This window comes from Hymenobacter sp. BRD67 (assembly GCF_013256425.1).
Lineage (GTDB): Bacteria > Bacteroidota > Bacteroidia > Cytophagales > Hymenobacteraceae > Hymenobacter.
This window is the reverse complement of record NZ_CP053904.1, coordinates 653,526-669,412: the sequence shown is the minus strand read 5'-3', so window position 1 is coordinate 669,412 and position 15,887 is coordinate 653,526. Positions and strand designations below refer to the sequence as shown.

Annotated in this window: 17 protein-coding genes and 1 pseudogene; 4 read left to right on the top strand and 14 right to left on the bottom strand. The window is 59.9% G+C overall.

Annotated elements, in window-relative coordinates; all coding sequences use genetic code 11:
• Positions 1–267: 267 nt before the first annotated feature.
• From GKZ67_RS03040 to GKZ67_RS03015, 6 genes are all read right to left on the bottom strand, one after another.
• Positions 268–972 carry a hypothetical protein gene (locus GKZ67_RS03040; protein ID WP_173241089.1) on the bottom strand — a complete coding sequence of 235 codons (705 nt, stop codon included), beginning with the start codon at positions 970–972 and terminating at the stop codon, positions 268–270.
• The gene (locus tag GKZ67_RS03035; protein ID WP_173241088.1) at positions 906–1,442 is read right to left on the bottom strand and encodes a hypothetical protein; all 537 of its coding nucleotides are present in this window, start codon (positions 1,440–1,442) and stop codon (positions 906–908) included. Before GKZ67_RS03035 ends, GKZ67_RS03040 begins: the two co-directional genes overlap by 67 nt.
• 68 nt (positions 1,443–1,510) lie before the next feature.
• Entirely contained in the window at positions 1,511–2,182 is a 672-nt protein-coding gene (locus GKZ67_RS03030) for a PDZ domain-containing protein (RefSeq protein WP_173241087.1), read from the bottom strand.
• 8 nt (positions 2,183–2,190) lie between these two features.
• Positions 2,191–2,751: an aspartyl protease family protein gene (locus tag GKZ67_RS03025; RefSeq protein ID WP_173241086.1), complete on the bottom strand. Its 561-nt coding sequence runs from the start codon at positions 2,749–2,751 to the stop codon at positions 2,191–2,193.
• 203 nt (positions 2,752–2,954) lie between these two features.
• Positions 2,955–4,025: an o-succinylbenzoate synthase gene (menC, locus tag GKZ67_RS03020; RefSeq protein ID WP_173241085.1), complete on the bottom strand. Its 1,071-nt coding sequence runs from the start codon at positions 4,023–4,025 to the stop codon at positions 2,955–2,957.
• A gap of 25 nt (positions 4,026–4,050) precedes the next feature.
• Positions 4,051–4,332 (bottom strand): KGG domain-containing protein, encoded by a 282-nt coding sequence (locus tag GKZ67_RS03015; RefSeq protein WP_173241084.1) that lies wholly within the window; start codon positions 4,330–4,332, stop codon positions 4,051–4,053.
• A gap of 402 nt (positions 4,333–4,734) precedes the next feature.
• Here GKZ67_RS03015 and GKZ67_RS22960 point away from each other — a divergent pair, with 402 nt between their 5' ends.
• Positions 4,735–5,103: a DinB family protein gene (locus GKZ67_RS22960; RefSeq protein ID WP_254245203.1), complete on the top strand. Its 369-nt coding sequence runs from the start codon at positions 4,735–4,737 to the stop codon at positions 5,101–5,103.
• Positions 5,031–5,951 carry an ergothioneine biosynthesis protein EgtB gene (egtB, locus tag GKZ67_RS03010; RefSeq protein WP_254245202.1) on the top strand — a complete coding sequence of 307 codons (921 nt, stop codon included), beginning with the start codon at positions 5,031–5,033 and terminating at the stop codon, positions 5,949–5,951. The genes GKZ67_RS22960 and egtB overlap by 73 nt, the downstream gene beginning before the upstream one ends.
• 90 nt (positions 5,952–6,041) lie before the next feature.
• Here the strand turns inward: egtB and GKZ67_RS03005 are convergent, their stop codons facing one another.
• The 4 genes and pseudogenes from GKZ67_RS03005 to GKZ67_RS24290 form a co-directional block, all read right to left on the bottom strand.
• Entirely contained in the window at positions 6,042–6,623 is a 582-nt protein-coding gene (locus GKZ67_RS03005; protein ID WP_173241083.1) for a TIGR00730 family Rossman fold protein, read from the bottom strand.
• A 153-nt stretch (positions 6,624–6,776) separates the two neighbouring features.
• Positions 6,777–8,569: pseudogene (gene argS / locus GKZ67_RS03000) on the bottom strand (arginine--tRNA ligase).
• 53 nt (positions 8,570–8,622) lie between these two features.
• Positions 8,623–9,219 carry an arginase family protein gene (locus GKZ67_RS24295; protein ID WP_317172291.1) on the bottom strand — a complete coding sequence of 199 codons (597 nt, stop codon included), beginning with the start codon at positions 9,217–9,219 and terminating at the stop codon, positions 8,623–8,625.
• A gap of 14 nt (positions 9,220–9,233) precedes the next feature.
• Positions 9,234–9,596, bottom strand: coding sequence for an arginase family protein (locus tag GKZ67_RS24290; RefSeq protein ID WP_317172219.1), 363 nt, complete (start codon positions 9,594–9,596; stop codon positions 9,234–9,236).
• 218 nt (positions 9,597–9,814) lie between these two features.
• Here GKZ67_RS24290 and GKZ67_RS02990 point away from each other — a divergent pair, with 218 nt between their 5' ends.
• A complete protein-coding gene (locus tag GKZ67_RS02990) occupies positions 9,815–11,230 on the top strand; it encodes an arginine decarboxylase (protein ID WP_173241082.1) in 1,416 nt (471 codons plus the stop codon).
• Between the two features lie 133 nt (positions 11,231–11,363).
• A complete protein-coding gene (locus tag GKZ67_RS02985; protein ID WP_173241081.1) occupies positions 11,364–11,510 on the top strand; it encodes a hypothetical protein in 147 nt (48 codons plus the stop codon).
• Positions 11,511–11,747: 237 nt separating this feature from the next.
• Here GKZ67_RS02985 and GKZ67_RS02980 read toward each other — a convergent pair whose 3' ends face one another.
• The 4 genes from GKZ67_RS02980 to GKZ67_RS02965 form a co-directional block, all read right to left on the bottom strand.
• Entirely contained in the window at positions 11,748–14,150 is a 2,403-nt protein-coding gene (locus GKZ67_RS02980) for a transglycosylase domain-containing protein (protein WP_173241080.1), read from the bottom strand.
• A 51-nt stretch (positions 14,151–14,201) separates the two neighbouring features.
• Positions 14,202–14,684: a hypothetical protein gene (locus GKZ67_RS02975; protein WP_173241079.1), complete on the bottom strand. Its 483-nt coding sequence runs from the start codon at positions 14,682–14,684 to the stop codon at positions 14,202–14,204.
• A 383-nt stretch (positions 14,685–15,067) separates the two neighbouring features.
• Positions 15,068–15,418: a hypothetical protein gene (locus GKZ67_RS02970; RefSeq protein WP_173241078.1), complete on the bottom strand. Its 351-nt coding sequence runs from the start codon at positions 15,416–15,418 to the stop codon at positions 15,068–15,070.
• On the bottom strand, positions 15,340–15,867 hold the full coding sequence (locus GKZ67_RS02965; RefSeq protein ID WP_173241077.1) for a hypothetical protein: 528 nt from the start codon (positions 15,865–15,867) through the stop codon (positions 15,340–15,342). The genes GKZ67_RS02970 and GKZ67_RS02965 overlap by 79 nt, the downstream gene beginning before the upstream one ends.
• Positions 15,868–15,887: the final 20 nt, after the last annotated feature.

Here is a 15,887-nt window from a genome sequence, read left to right as displayed (position 1 = left end):
AAAGGTAAAGGGTGAAAGAATTGAATGTAAACACCTTGGCCCGCTATAGTAGTAGGCTTGCCTACTACCTACCGTAAACTTACGTGCCCCAGGCCCCACAATACACCAAGGTACGGGTTTTAAAGCTGGAAGTACGTCGGCGGCTGATTAACAGGGCTAAACAGCGGAGTTATCAGGTTGGAAAATGCTGCTGCCTTACTAGCCGTGACACCCGAGGGCAGGAATACAACGAACTTATAATATTATATAATATATAATATTATAATACTATTTCTGCTTTTTATCCCCCAGCTTATTATCCCGGTAGCCTTTGATGGCCAGTGGCACCCAGCCCAGCACCGGAATAAAATAGGCGATTATGAGCGGGTTGCGCCAAATCATTTTCCAGAACGCCCCCGGCTTATCGAGCTGCATATCAAAGTCGCGCTCACCGTTTTTGACGAAGCGGCGCTCAAACTCGGTAAAGACGGCCGGCCAGGCGAACGGCAGGAAAAACGGAAAAAAGCGCCGGTTTTCCTTCATGCGCTGCCAAAGCTCGCGCCAGCGGTACGGGTGCTGGCCATGGGCGGCCACGGCGGCATTCATTTCGCCCTGCATACGCTGTCGAATCTGCTCGCTGATGGCCAGCAGCTCGTCGCGGCTCAGCTCGTCGGGCTTTTTAGCGGTAAGCTCGGTGGGCCGGATACGGGTGCCCATTACGTAGGTAAGCTGGGCGGGCAGAGCCAGGTAAAACGCCCAGGGCTGAATAATGACCAGCAGCAGCAGCAAGGTAATTGGCAGGAACGGAATACCGATTTTTTTGGTCAGCCGGTTTATCCAGTCAAAGCTGTAGGCGTAGGGGTTGAGGTACTCAGCGTTGATGGTGTAAAACGGCATAATATCGGTGCCGTGCATCAGACTGAGCCTCAGCATACTGGTAGCCAGGCGCTGCAGCTGGTACTTGCGATTGAAGCCCTTGCCGATGCCCGGCACCCCTCAGGGTAAAGCATCAGGTTATGGTCCTGGTAGTACATCATGGTTTCGAAGTTGAGCGTGGTGGCATCCACGCTGCCGCACTTCTTCCAGAAGTCCGTGATGAGATAGGGGTTCATCAGCCTGGTAGCTGAGAGCATGGGCGCCGATAGCGGCCGGGGCAGGTCGCGCAGGGTGCCACGGGTGCGCAGCAGGTAGCGCCACAGATGCGAGAGCGAGATAATGGCATCCCAGGGGAATGCCATGCCCGAATGATTGGAAGCAAAGATGAGCGGCCGGGCCGGGTTGTTGCGCTGCGGAAACGGCTCAAAGCCCACCAGCCGCGAGCGAAACCACACCCGGTCGAGCAGCTGCAGGATGTTATCGTCGAGCGTCTGAGTAAACTCTTCCCGGAAATAATCGCTGTAGATGTGCTGATTGGCCCGGATAAGCGGTGGGGGCAGGGTATCGGGCACGGCAGCGGCAGACATAGCAGAAAATTAAGCAGCCGCGAAAGATAGGATTGTAACGACGAACGACTGAGGGTCAGTCTGCAAAATCATATTTGCCGCTTGAGCTTTACGCTGGCCGGGTGCAGCTCGCCATCGGCGCGGCGCAGCACCATAAACAGCACCCGGCCATCCTGCGAGTGCAGCAAGCGGCTCAGCTCCGTAATGGAAATATTCGTGAGTGGCATAAAATTGATACTGACCAGCTCTTCGCCTTCCATAATACCAGCTGAGGCTGCCGGGGAGCCGGGCACCACGCGCTGCACCAGAAAGCGATGGTAGCCCGGCCCGGCCGCCAGCAGGTCGAGGCCGCACATATCGTGCTCGAAAGGGTCGTGCAGCTCCGAAGTGGGCCGCAGCAGCAGGCGGCCATGCGGATAGTCGATAACGGCCGTGAAGCGCTTGAGGACCTCAAAGCCCAGGCTGCCATTGCGCGAGCGCTCGGTGCCGGTGAGGCGGCCATGCACCTGCGTAGAGTCGGGAAACGAGGTAAGGACCTGCGGCAGCTGATAGCGCCCCAGGTGCATGGTGGCCACCCGCCCCAGCGAACCGCTGATAAGCCCCGTGAGCCCCCGGCCCAGGTCGGTGCGCAGGCAGGTAGGCGGCAGGCTCAGGCGCTGGTCGGAAGTCGTTTCGAGGCTGAGCGCGTGGCCCGCGCCGGTATCGAGCAGCAGGCGCAGCGGCAGGTCGGTGCTCCCGGCAACCGCCGTAAGCTGCTGCACGCTGGCCGTTAAGTACGCCTTGTTGTTGTCGAGGGTAAGCGGCAGCGTAGTCCAGCGCCGGCCTTTGGGGCTTTGTAGTAGGCCGGGTCACAGAGCTCGAGCTGCTGCTGCGCCGAATAAATAGTAACCACGAACGAGCGAAAGAGGTCGGCCCCAATAATGCCGTGCACGGGCATTCCCACGTAGCCCGAGAGGTCGAGCACATCGCTACTGAGCACGAGCCAACTCATATCCGCGGCTTCGGCTCCGGCTACTTTCACACGCACATTGGTCGCCTCATAAGCCCGCAGGCCACTGTCGGTGCCACCTACGCCAAGCAGCTTGTACTGGGCTCCGTGCATCAGGCCCAGCGAGTCGGCCAGCTGCGGGTCGGTAACCAGGCTGGCGCTTACCCCGGTATCGAGCAAAAAATTGTAAGGCCCGCAGCCGTTGAGGAAGGCCGATATAATGAGCAGGTTGCGCTGGGAGGTAAAGGGCAGCCGCAGCTTATGGCAGCCCGGCTTGGTGAGTCGAAAAGGGGCCCCAGCCGTTTGGGCAGCGCACAGGCGCGGGCCGGCCGACAGCAGCAAAAGCGCAGCTATCAGTCGCCAGCCTACCCAGCACGGGCAGCTCCACCTAAACAACGCGCGCACTCGCATGGCCCCCGGCATACTTTAGCCTGTGAAAGGCTAAATATACAACGGTTTAGCAGCTTTAGCAAGCCCTTTACTGGTAAGCTTTTCGGCAGCACTTACCGCAGCAAATGTGGCACTACCTGCTCCTAAACCCGGGGCTATCCTGGATGCTGCCAGTGGCCCGCCGGGTCGTAGCGCAGGGCCCCGGCACCAATAGTGAGCGGCGCCGCCAGGTTGTTGCGGTAGAGCTGCCCGGTGCCCAGGCCCTGGGCAAAATCACCCACCGCGTACTCGCCCGTAAGCTGCGCCACGGCGTTGAGACCGATGTTGGATTCCAGCGCCGAGGTTATCCACCAGGCAATACCCTGGGCTTCGGCCAGCGCTATCCAGCGGCGGGTAGCAGCGTGCCCTCCCAGCAGCGTGGGTTTGAGCACCAGGTAGGGCGGGCGCACCTCATCAAGCAGGGCCTGCTGGCGGGCCGGTTCGGTGAGGCCAATCAGCTCCTCATCGAGCGCAATGGGGATGGGCGACTCGCGGCAGAGCGTAGCCAGCGCCGGCCACTGCCCGGCTTTGATTGGCTGCTCGATGGAGTGAATGTGAAAGCGGGCCAGCGCAGCCAGCTTGGCAGGGGCCTCGGCGGGCGCAAAGGCACCATTGGCATCCACGCGCAACACCAGCTGTGCGGGGCCGGCCTCGGCTCTTATCTCGGCCAGCAGCTCCAGCTCGGTGGCAAAATCGAGGCTGCCGATTTTAACTTTCAGGCACCCGTAGCCGGCGGCCAGCTTCTGCCTAATCTGCTCGCGCATGAAAGCGGCATCGCCCATCCACACCAGGCCATTGATGGGCAAGGCGGCCCGCCCCCGGCTAAAGTCGTTGGCATACAGCTGCTGCCGCCCGCCACCGGCCAGGTCGAGCACGGCGGTTTCGAGGGCAAAGCGCAGGGCGGGCAACTGGGCAGGCACCAGCGCGGCGGCCTCGGCGGCCGTTAGCCCAGTATGTCGGGCTTGATTGAACTGCTGGCAAAATTGCGCAACAAGCTCTTCAAAATCAGCCCTGTAATCGGGGCTAAGACCTTCGAGCGGCGCGGCTTCGCCCCAGCCCGTTACCCCGGGCTGCTGCTTGTTGTGCAGGCCAAGGTAATAAGCTACGTGCTGGCTGAGCGCGCCGCGCGAGGTGCGGGCCGGAAAGTTAAAGTGCAGCACCCGCCGCTGGTAGGTTAGAGTCAGCATGGTGCAAAGGTGCAGCCTAGCAGACCTATACGGCGTCAGAACCAGGCTTACCGGGACCGCGACGGCTTATCTGGCCACCTTTGCGGCCAGCAGCGCGAGCCTCTTCGGATGAAAAGCGGTGACCCCGGCCGCTCTCGTGCGAAGCCCGGCCACCCTCGCTGGCAATGCGCCGCTGCTGCTCGGGCGACATAGCCGCGAAGCCGCGGCGGCTTTTTTCGCCAATGCGCCGGGCCGGGCGCTTAGGCTGCTTGGCAGGATTAGCAGAAAATGAAGCGGACGCAGTGAAATCAACACCAATCGTACTCATAGAAAAGGACTTACTAAAGAAGAGAGCAGTAGAAAACAGTTTGTATTGACACCAATACCGGCGGCTAGTGCAAACCAGCTTAGTATGCGGGAAATTCCTTCTACCCAATTTTTTCTTGTCTATTTTCATTTTATGCCGCTGCCTGCAGCCCACCAGCTTACCAGAACGCGGCCGGGCCAGCCCAACTGGCCGATTTTGGGCCGGGGCGCGCAACCCTGCACCGGCTGGCGCGGTTACAAGGGCGGCCCATCTGCCACATTTTTTTTCGTCTATGGCTTTTGCTTCTTCGCTTCTCTCCTCTCCGGCCGTAGGCGCTGGCACTGTGGCAGGCTTACCAGCTCATTATCAGGCCGTGCGGGCGCAGTCGGTAGCTTTGGTGCAGCCCTGCTGCCCGAAGACACCGTGGTGCAGCCTACCCTCGACGTGAGCCCGCCCAAGTGGCACCTGGCCCACACTACCTGGTTTTGGGAGACGTTTCTGCTCAAGCAGTTCCAGCCAGGCTACGCGGTATTTCACCCCGATTACGCCTTTTTATTCAACTCTTACTACAACTCGCTCGGCTCCAGGGTAAATCGGGCCGACCGCGGTACACTCTCGCGCCCGCCGCTGGCCGACGTGTATCGCTACCGCGCCTACGTCGACGAGCACATGGCTATGCTGCTGGCTGGCCTGGGCGGACTCCCCCCACGGCCACCGAGCTGGTCGAGCTGGGCCTGCACCACGAGCAGCAGCACCAGGAGCTGCTGGCAACCGATATTAAATATATCCTGAGCACCAACCCGCTGGCACCGGCTTATATAGAAAATAATGAATATAATAAACCCGTTTTTTCCTCCCCTGAGGCCGGCGACTTTTCCAGCCCCGGCGCTACGGCGCGGCCCGCTACCTGGCTGCCGGTGCCCGGCGGAATCTACAGCATTGGTCACCAGGCAGCAGGCTTTTCATTTGACAACGAATTGCCAGTGCATGAGGTACTGGTAGCGCCTTTCGAGCTGCAAAACCGACTCGTGACCAACGCCGACTATCTGCAATTTATCGAGGCGGGCGGCTACCAGCAGTTTCAGTTCTGGCTCGGCGAGGGCTGGGATTTAGCTAGCCGCGAGGGTTGGACGGCCCCGCTCTACTGGTCGAAAAATGCGGAGGGCCAGTGGCTGCGCTATGGCCCTACCGGCCTGGAGCCGCTCAAGCTGGCGGCGCCCGTCTCGCACATCAGCTTCTACGAAGCCGATGCGTATGCCCAGTGGGCCGGTGCCCGCCTGCCCACCGAGGCCGAATGGGAAACCGCGGCCCGCTTCTTTCAGGCCACGCCCCAGGGCGGCAACTGGCTCGAAACCGGCTACTTCGACCCGCAGCCGCTCGCCACCGACGCCGACCCCAGCCAGTGCCACCAGCTGCTGGGCGACTGCTGGGAGTGGACGTATTCGGCCTACCACCCCTACCCCGGCTATCAGCGCGCCGCCGGGGCGCTGGGCGAGTACAACGGCAAGTTTATGCTGAACCAGCTGGTGCTGCGCGGGGGCTCGTGCGCCACCCCCGAGAGCCATATCCGCGTGAGCTACCGCAATTTCTTCCACGCCGATAAGCGCTGGCAGTTTACGGGGCTGCGGCTGGCGCGGTAGGTAGTGAGCAGTGAGCAGTGAGCAGTGAGCAGAAGAACGTCATGCTGAGCCTGTCGTTCTTTTTTACCTTTGGTTTATCCTTGATTCTGGCTAGCTCTTTTGCGGCGTCAGCCATTTTTCCAGCCGCAGGGGCTGGTACTGGGTCATGGCATCGAGCAGGGGGGCCGCGCTGGCATTTTGTATTACCTGGCTGCGGTTTTCCGTGCGTACAAAGCCTTCGCCCACCATGTGGTCGCAGAGGCCAAGCAGCTGGTCGTAGAAGCCTGCTACATTGAGCAACGCAACGGGCTTGCCGTGCAGGCCCAACTGGCCCCAGGTCATCACTTCAAACAGCTCTTCGAGCGTGCCGAAGCCGCCGGGCATGGCAATGAAGCCTTCGGCCAGGTCGGCTATCAGCAATTTGCGCTGGTGCATGGTTTCGACTACGTGCAATTCGGTGCAGCCCTTGTGCGCCAGCTCCTTATCGGCCAGGAAGCCGGGAATAACCCCGATAACCTTACCGCCTTCGGCCAGCACGGCATCGGCGATAACGCCCATCAGTCCCACGCAGCCACCGCCATACACGAGGGTAATACCCCGACGGGCCAGCTCGCGGCCCAGCTCCTGGGCTTGCTGGGTATAAATTTCCTGATTGCCGCTGCTGGAGCCGCAGTACACTGCTACGCTTTTCATATTAGTTGTTTAATATCAGCAAACTAAGAACGTCATGCTCATCTGGTGTCCGCTTGCCGAAGCATCTCTGCCGCTTCATCCAACGATGCGGTAAAGATGCTTCGGCAAGCGGACACCAGATGAGCATGACGTTCTTTTTTGGGTCTTGAATAATTACATACGCTCGGGCACTTCGATACCGAGCAGGCCGAGGGTAGTTTTGATGGTTTCGGCCGTTTTAGCCGAGAGCGCCACCCGGAAAGCTTTCTTGGCAGCGTCGGTTTCGGCAAAAATCGGCACTTCGGTATAAAAGCGGTTGTAGCTCTTGGCTACGTCGTAGGCATACTGCGCCACCACGGCCGGCGAGAGCGTGCGGGCCGCCTCGGCCACCACGCCCGCATAGCCGGCCAGCTGCTGAATCAGCTCCTGCTCAGTGGGTTGCAACTCGCCTAGCTGGCTGAAATCGCTGATTTCTTCCACACCCTGCTCCAAAGCCTTGCGGCGGATAGACGATATACGCGCGTAGCTATATTGAATAAACGGACCCGTGTCGCCCTCAAGCCGCACCGATTCTTCGGGTTGAAAAGCATGCGCTTTTTGGGGTCCACTTTCAGCAGGTAGTATTTCAGTGCGCCCAGGCCCAGCGTGTGGTAGAGCTGCGTTAGTTCTTCGTCGCCCAGGCCTTCGGTTTTGCCTTTTTCAAGGGTAGCTGCTTTGGCGGCTTCCTCTACTTCTTTCACTAATTCATCGGCATCAACCACGGTGCCTTCGCGGCTTTTCATCTTGCCCGAGGGCAAATCGACCATGCCGTAGCTGAGATGATGAATGGCCTCGGCGTAGGGCTTGCCCAGCTTTTTGAGCGTGGCTTGCAGCACCTGCATGTGGTAGTTCTGCTCGTCGGCAATGACGTAGATGCTGCTGTCGTAGCCGAAATCCTGGTATTTCAGCTCGGCCGTGCCCAGGTCCTGGGTGATGTAGACGCTGGTACCGTCGGCGCGCAGCAGCAGCTTTTCGTCGAGGCCTTCGGCCTGCAGGTCAACCCACACCGAGCCGTTTTCTTTCTTGAAGAACACGCCCTTTTGCAGGCCTTCCTCCACGCGCTCCTTGCCCAGCAGGTAAGTTCCCGACTCGTAGTAAAACTTGTCGAAATCAACGCCGATGTTCGCGTAGGTAGCGTTGAAGCCATCGTACACCCAGCCGTTCATGCGGTGCCAGAGGGCCATCACGTCCTCGTCGCCGGCCTCCCAGGCTTGCAGCATCTGTTGCGCTTCGAGCATCAGCGGGGCTTGTTTTTTGGCGATTTCATTCGCTACGCCTTCGGCTTCGAGCTGCTTTATTTCTTCGCGGTAGTGCTTCTCGAACAGTACGTAGTACTTGCCAGCCAGGTGGTCGCCTTTGATGCCCGCGCTCTCCGGCGTTTCGCCGTGGCCGAAACGCTGGTAGGCAATCATCGACTTGCAGATGTGGATGCCCCGGTCGTTTACCAGGTTGGCCTTGGTGACGGTGGCGCCGGTAGCTTTCAGAATCTCGGCCACGCTGTAGCCCAGGAAGTTGTTGCGCAGGTGGCCCAGGTGCAGGGGCTTGTTGGTGTTGGGCGACGAGTACTCGACCACCACCCGCTGCGGGCCGCCGGTGGGCACCGGCGTACCGGCCGGCTGGCGGTAGAGCTCACCAAATAGCTTGAGCCACTCGGCATCGGCGATTTCAATATTCAAAAAACCCTTTACTACGTTGTAGCCGCTCACGGTGGGCACGTGGGCCTTCAGCCACTCGCCCAGGGCCTGGCCGATTTGCTCCGGGCCTTTGCCAAAGGCTTTGGTGAGCGGAAACGTGACGAGGGTAAAGCTGCCGGCAAACTCCTTGCGCGTGGGCTGGAGTACGAGGCTGGCGGCGGGAATCTCCTGATTGAAAACGGCCTGGGCGGCCGCTTGCAGGGCGGTTTTTAGGGTTTGTTCAAGCTGTTGCACGAGGGCAAAGGTACGCAGCGCAGCAGCGCAGACTTACGCATTCTGCTCGCTGCTTACCGGCTCACCACCTCTTCCAGGCGCAGCCGCCGCTCAATGGCCGCCGTGGCTTTTTCGAGAATATTAAAGGCATTTTTGGCCATCGTGTTCTCATTATCGAGCGTGGGGTTGATTTCGACCATTTCGAAGCAGATAACCCGCTCGTTTTCCAGCAGGTCCTGGCACAGGTTTTCGGCTTCCGACAGGTATAGGCCCTTCTCAACCGGTGTGCCGGTGCCCTTGCTGAACTCCGAATCGAGGCTATCGACATCAAAGGAAATGTACACCAAGTCGCAGAAGCGCAGGTGCTCATAAATCTCGCGCACCAGTTGGCGCGAGCCTTTGGCCTGAATCTCGGGCAGCTTTATCCACTTGATATTCAGCCGCTCGATAACGGCGTTCTCCTCTCCTTCGATATCGCGCACGGCTACGTACACCAGGTGCTCAGGCCGCAGTTTGGGGCCGGGCTCGGCCAGATTTTGTAGCCGCCGCCAGAAAAACTCGGTTTCGGCGTCGGGCTGGTTGCGCTGGCAGGGCAGGTTATCCTCGTTGAGGGCCGCCGCTAGGGGCATGCCGTGCACGTTGCCACTGGGCGTAGTGTAGGGCGAGTGAATATCGGCGTGCGCATCTATCCAGATAACCCCAGCGTTTTATGGGGATACGCCGCTTTGATGCCGGCAATAGTGGCGTTGGCGCTGCTGTGGTCACCGGCCAGCACCAGCGGAAACTCGCCGAAGCGCAGCGTCTGCTCCACGGCGCTGGCGATGCCTTTCTGCACCGTATAGATGGAATCTATGTGCTTGGCGTAGGCAAAGTGGTTTTTCTCAAACAGCACGTGGTTGAGGTCCTGCGTGACCACGGAGTTGTAGCGCCGGAAATAGTCGGAACCTTTGTTGAGGCAGGCTACACGCAGGGCGTCGGGGCCCAGGCTGGCGCCCCGCGTGCCGGCGCCCAGTTCGGAGCGGACTTCAATAAGCTTGATGCGTTTCATCGGGTGGGAAATGGAAAGCGACTAAAATGGGCTGCATCGTGACGCCCGCCGCCCCGAGGGGCCACTGGCGTGCGCTGCCTTGCGGCGGAAACCCGCCGTAGCCATGTCGCTTCCTTTCACCGGAGTCCGATGCGTGCGGGCCGGTCGTTTCCGGCCCCGGCGGTACTTTTGACCTGCCCGCCGCAAAGGTCGGGATTATTTGCCGTTTTTCCGCCTCGATGGATACTTATCACGACCTGATTTCCCAGACTTTCGATTTTCCCACGGCCGATTTTACGGTGCAAGCCAATGAGCTGCGCTTCCACGGTATCGACCTCATGGCGCTGGTAGAGAAACACGGCACGCCGCTACGCCTCACCTACCTGCCTAAAATAAGCTCCCAGATTCAGCGGGCCAAGCAGTGGTTTGCCGACGGCATTGCTCAGACGGGTTACACGGGCTCGTATTCGTACGCCTACTGCACCAAATCGTCGCACTTCCGCTTCGTGCTCGACGAGGCGCTGAAGAACGACGTGCACCTCGAAACATCGTCGTGGTTCGATATTAGCATTATCCGCTCGCTGTTTGAGCACGGCAAGTTTGGCAAGGATAAGTATATCATCTGCAACGGGTTCAAGACCGAAGAATACAAGGCGGCTATCTCCGACCTCATCAACGATGGGTTTGTGAACTGCCTGCCCATTCTCGACTCGCCCAACGAAATCGACTACTACCACGCGCACGTCAACACCAAAACCAACCTGGGTTTGCGCCTGGCCTCCGATGAGGAGCCGCGCTTTCAATTTTATACTTCGCGCCTGGGCATCCGCTACGCCGACGCGGTGCCGCTCTACGAGCAGAAAATCAAGAGCGACCCGCGCTTTGAGCTAACGATGCTGCATTATTTTATCAGCACGGGCATCAAGGACACGTCGTATTACTGGTCGGAGCTGAGCCGCTTTATTCACAAATACTGCGAGCTGCGCAAAATCTGCCCCACGCTGCAAACCATCGACATCGGCGGCGGGCTGCCCATCCAGACTTCGATTCAGCTGGAGTACGACTACCCGTACATGATTGCCGAAATTCTGCGCACCATTCAGCGTATCTGCGCCGAGGAAGGTGTGCCGGAGCCGAATATCTTCACTGAGTTCGGCATCTTCACGGTGGGCGAAAGCGGGGCTACGATTTACTCTATCCTGGATGAGAAATTGCAGAATGACAAGGAGTTGTGGTACATGATTGACGGCTCGTTCATCACCAACCTGCCCGATACCTGGGCCCTGAACCAGCGCTTTATCATGCTGGCGCTCAACGGCTGGAACCGCCCCTACCGCAAAATCCAGCTCGGCGGCCTCACCTGCGACTCGCAGGACTACTATAACTCGGAGAAGCACATCTACCAGACCTTTCTGCCGCAGCTGCAACCTGCTCGCAATCAACCAACTACCGCCGAGCCCATCTACGTGGGCTTCTTCCACACCGGCGCCTACCAGGAAAGCCTGAGCGGCTACGGCGGCATCAAGCACTGCCTGATTCCGGCGCCCAAGCACGTCATCCTGGACCGCGCCGCCGATGACACGCTCACCGATACCGTCTTCGCGCCCAAACAGGAAGCGGCCAGTATGCTGAAAATTCTGGGCTATACCTCATAATAAATCAAGCGGTTAGGAAGTTGCCCAGGCTGGAAAGCACTTTTTCCAGAAACCGCGCCCAGGCATACCTGGCAACCGCCCGTCACTCGTACCTTTGAAACCTAACTGCGTCTTCGTCAACCACTACCTTTTTATGAAAAAGCTCCTTATCCTCGCCATTGGGGCCGCCACCCTCGGCCTCGGCGCCTGCAACCGCCAGACCTGCCCCGCCTACACCTCGGCCAAATCGGCCGCCGCGCCGGTTACGGCCAGCACCGCCACGGCGGTCGAGCGTCAGTAGCTTTCAGCTGCGTTTTTTACGAAGAGCGCCCGGCCTGCACGTACGTGCGGGCCGGGCGCTTTCAGTTGGATACGGAAGCAGTGCAGAAAGTTGTTTTGCGGTCATGCTGAACGCAGTGAAGCATCTCTGCCGCTTCATCCAACGATGCGGCAGAGATGCTTCACTGCGTTCAGCATGACGTTCTTTTTGGGTTTTTGCTATTTCCTGAACAGGCTCCTCGTCTACCCAGACAGGTCGCTAGCGCACGCTGTCCTTCCCGCCCCCGTTCAGCTGCTCCAGTAGATTATCGGCTGCCACAGTATCCTTGGCCGACTCGCGGTGGCGCGGCTCGTATTCGGTGTAGCACACGTACTTGCGGTTGATTTTGGAGGGCGGCTTGGGGAAAGGGCCGTAGTCGTAGTTCAGGCTTTTATCCTTGTAAATTGTTTCCATGTAGCGGCCGAAGATGGGCAGGGCCATGCGGCCGCCCTCGCCCTGCTGCGAGCGGAAAAAGTGAATGCTGCGGTCTTCACCGCCCACCCACACGCCGCTCACCAGGTCTTTGGTGAGGCCCATGTACCAGCCGTCGGAATAGTTGGAAGTGGTGCCGGTTTTGCCGCCAATCTGGTTGTCTTTACGCCACAGGTCCTGGAAGTCCCAGAGGCCCTGCGAGGTGCCGCCCGGCTCCTCCATGCCTCCGCGCAGCATGTAGGTCATCAGCCAGGCCGTTTCGGGCGAGATGGCGCGCTTCTGCACGGGGTCAAACTGCTGGATAACGTTGCCATTGCGGTCCTCGATGCGGGTAATAATGCGGGGCTCGGACCGAAAGCCGTTGTTGAGGAAGGTAGCGTAGGCATCTACCATCTCGTACACGCTCACGTCGCCGGCCGAGCCCAGGCCGATGCTGGGCACCGGCAGCAGCGGGCTGGTAATGCCCACTTTGTGCGCGTAGTCGGCCACCTTGCCCCAGCCTACCTTCTCGGTGAGCTGGGCCGTAACGGAGTTTACCGAGCGGGCCATGGCTGAACGCAGCGTCATATTGATTCCGGTATATTCGCGCGTCACGTTATCGGGCTGCCACTCCATGGGCTTGCCGTTTTCGATGTATTTTATCGTCACGCGCTGGTCGCGGATGCGGTCGCAGGGCGAGTAGCCGTTATCCAGCGCCGTGAGGTACACAAAAGGCTTGAACGTGGAGCCGGCCTGGCGCTTGCCTTGCTTCACGTGGTCGTACTGGAAAAAGCGATAATCTAGGCCGCCTACCCAGGCCTTGATGGAGCCTGTGAAGGGGTCCATCGTCATCATGCCGGCCTGCAGAAAATGCTTGTAATAGGCCAGTGAATCGAGCGGCGACAGTACCAGCGTGGTATCACCGTCGGTTTTTTTCCAGGTAAACACCTTCATCGGCCGCTTGGCGTGCAGGGCCGAATCGAGGCGGGCGGGCTGGCCGTGGTAGCGAGCCGCCAATGCCTTGTAGCTCTGGGTGCGCCGCATCTGGGTTTCGATGAAGTCGGGGATTTCGTGGCCTTCCTCGTCCACCCAGGGGTTCTGGCCCTTGTTGCGCCAGAAGTTATCAAACTGCTGCTGCAGCATTTTCATACGCTGGTGCACAGCCTGCTCGGCGTGGTCCTGCATGCGCGAATCGATGGTAGTATAAATGCGCAGGCCGTCGCGGTACATGTCGTAGCCGTGGGCCTCGCACCAGTGGTTCACGGCCTGGCTGATGGCACCCCGAAAATACGTATCGGGGCCATCGACATGCTTTTCAATCTGATAGTCAAGCACAATAGGCTCGGCCTGCAGGGCTTTCACTTCGGCAGGCTTCAGGTCGCCGGCCTGGCCCATACGCTGCAGCACCACATTGCGCCGGTGGCGCGAAGCGGCCGGGTGAAACCGCGGATTGAAGGCCGTTGGATTATTCAGCACCCCGATAAGCGTGGCCGCCTGAACGGGCGTCAGGCTGTCGGGCGTGGTGCTGAAAAACGTCTTGGCCGCTACCTTAATACCGAAGGCGTTGGAGCCGTACTCCACGGTATTGAGGTACATCCGCAGAATCTCTTCCTTGGTGTAGCGGCGCTCCAGCTCCACGGCCGTTATCCACTCCTTGGTTTTGGCCACCACCGTGCCCACGCCCGGAATGTGGCTGAGTCCGCCCTGGCTTTCGCCGCGCCGGGTTTTGTATAAGTTCTTGGCCAGCTGCTGGCTGATAGTAGAGCCGCCGCGCTTATCGCCCCGCAGGCCGTAGTAAAAAGTTGACACTAGCGAGGGCGCGTCGATGCCCGAATGCTGGTAGTAGCGGGCGTCCTCGGTGGCAATAAGCGCCTTCACCAGCCAGGGCGAAATCTGATTGAGCGGTACCGGCGAGCGGTTCTCGCGGAAATAGCGGCCGATGAGCACGCCATCGGAAGTGAACACCTCCGATGCCTGCTCCACCTTGGGGTTTTCTAATTCTTCGAGGCTCGGCGACTTGCCAAACAAGAACAGGAAATTGCTGCGCACCAGCAGCGGATACACCAGAAAAAAGCCTGCGCTGATAAAAAAGATGGCCCAGGCAATGCGCACCAGGCGGCGCGTGCCCCGGCCGGGGCGCTTACGAGAAGCACCCGAAGGGCGGGTGGGTAGAGAATCGGGGGCAGCAGGCGGAATAGTTTCGTCGGCCATGAACGGCAAATCAGGGGCAGGGAAAGGCAAAGATACCAGCCAGCCGCAACGCTAAGCCGTGCGCATCAGTGCCCGCCGGCCAATTCGCTCCCGATAGTAGCGGTAGCCGATTTCGAGCAGACCAGCCAGCGTGCAGACCAGCCCCAGGCCGTAGCTCCAATCCAGATAACGCAGCTGCCGGGCGGTGGGCGCGTCGTAGGCGTGCAGGTATAGGCTCAGGCCCCACAGCTCATCCACAAACGTGAACCCCCAGATGAGAGCAGCTGCCCGCCGCCGCATCCGGCCCAGCACCATCACCCAGCGCGCCAGGTAGAGCACCAGCCCCGGCAGGGCCGCCGGAGCCAGCAGCGGCTGCTGCCAGAGTAGCGGCAGGCCCAGCAGCACAATGGTCAGCGTTTCTTTAAACAGCTGCAACGCGCCAATAGCCCGCCCCACCCGGGAAAGGCGCTTGGCACGGGGCAGGGTGGCGGAAGAGCGGGCATGGGGCAGGGCGTTGAAGCGCAGGCAAGATACTGGCGAAGCGCGCAGTAGCAAATTTTTGAGCCAACGGGGTAGCCGAAACTCAACTATCCCTAGTTGAACTGAAGTTACAAATGTTTGACGAATAAACCAGGCAAAAGTTACCTGGTGCCCACAAGCAGGTTTCAAACGTTGCGTTGGTTTTTGTCCTTTTACCAGTTTCGCATAGGATAAAAAATCAGCAGCTTCATTCAATTTAGCGCAAATTTCCGGTCCGGGTACAGATTGGCTGGCAGCCCGCCCGGTACCAGAACGAGCGGCGCGAACGACGAGCGGACAGCCGGCCAAAAGCCGGCAGCCCGCCCGGTACCCGGATTTGGAAACTGCTCTGGTTGCCCGGCGGCCCTTGTGGTAGCCTGGTGTTGAGCGTGCTTATCTTTTGCGATGCTGCCTGCTGCCTACCGGGTCGGGCGTACCAGCTGCGCCGGCCACTGCCAGGCGCCTACCAGCTCAGTCGGCGGACCGGCCGCCGGCACTGCCCCGCCGCGCAGGGCCAGCAGGCCGGTGGGCCGCTGCATCTGCTCGATGCGGGCATACTCGTCGGCAATCGCCGCGCAGAAGCTCAGCAGGCCGTAGCCACCGGCCAGCAGCGTGCGCCGGTTGGTGGCGTACACGACCAGCGCCGTGCCCGCCAGCAGCGCGCGGTAGGCTTGCCGCCAGAGCCAGGCGCTCAGTCGGTTGCGCCGGGGCGACAGCTGCCGGACGGCCAGGCAATGAAAGACGAGGTGCAGCTCCTTATCGAGCAGCATGCGGCGGCAAATCTGCTGCAAAAGCCCGAGTACGTGGCATTGAACAGGGCGCGGTAGTAAACGGTGACTACTACCTCGGCCGTCAATATTACGCGCACCATATGTACCAGCCCCAGCGACCGGCCCAGGCTCCGAAAAACTGCGTGCAGCCAGTTCCTTTCCAGGCGCGGGATGCCTTGCCGGTCCATAAACCGGCCCAGCAGGGCCGCGTGGCCTTCCTTTTCCTGAATGAAAAGCTGCATGGCCGCCGCATAGTCGGCATCGCCGACCTGCCCGGCCAGAGCGGTAAGGTGGGCGCCACCGGTGCCCTCGCCGCGCTGAAACGTCTGGAGGGAAGCGCGCACGGCCCGCAGCTCGGCCGGGCCGAGCTGATGCGGGTCGTCCCAGGCCAGGTCGGCAAAGCGGGCGTGGTTAGCCTGGAAATAGGTTTTGATGTCGGCGAAGTTCATGGATTTAGAATTTATATATC

What these genes read in the sequence shown, in the direction of transcription:
- GKZ67_RS03035 (WP_173241088.1), bottom strand. Translation starts at nt 1,442, where the DNA reads ATGTCTGCCGCTGCCGTGCCCGATACCCTGCCCCCACCGCTTATCCGG.
- menC (WP_173241085.1), bottom strand. Translation starts at nt 4,025, where the DNA reads ATGCTGACTCTAACCTACCAGCGGCGGGTGCTGCACTTTAACTTTCCG.
- GKZ67_RS03015 (WP_173241084.1), bottom strand. Translation starts at nt 4,332, where the DNA reads ATGAGTACGATTGGTGTTGATTTCACTGCGTCCGCTTCATTTTCTGCT.
- GKZ67_RS03005 (WP_173241083.1), bottom strand. Translation starts at nt 6,623, where the DNA reads ATGAAAAGCGTAGCAGTGTACTGCGGCTCCAGCAGCGGCAATCAGGAA.
- GKZ67_RS24290 (WP_317172219.1), bottom strand. Translation starts at nt 9,596, where the DNA reads ATGAAACGCATCAAGCTTATTGAAGTCCGCTCCGAACTGGGCGCCGGC.
- GKZ67_RS02990 (WP_173241082.1), top strand. Translation starts at nt 9,815, where the DNA reads ATGGATACTTATCACGACCTGATTTCCCAGACTTTCGATTTTCCCACG.
- GKZ67_RS02985 (WP_173241081.1), top strand. Translation starts at nt 11,364, where the DNA reads ATGAAAAAGCTCCTTATCCTCGCCATTGGGGCCGCCACCCTCGGCCTC.
- GKZ67_RS02980 (WP_173241080.1), bottom strand. Translation starts at nt 14,150, where the DNA reads ATGGCCGACGAAACTATTCCGCCTGCTGCCCCCGATTCTCTACCCACC.
- GKZ67_RS02970 (WP_173241078.1), bottom strand. Translation starts at nt 15,418, where the DNA reads ATGCTGCTCGATAAGGAGCTGCACCTCGTCTTTCATTGCCTGGCCGTC.
- GKZ67_RS02965 (WP_173241077.1), bottom strand. Translation starts at nt 15,867, where the DNA reads ATGAACTTCGCCGACATCAAAACCTATTTCCAGGCTAACCACGCCCGC.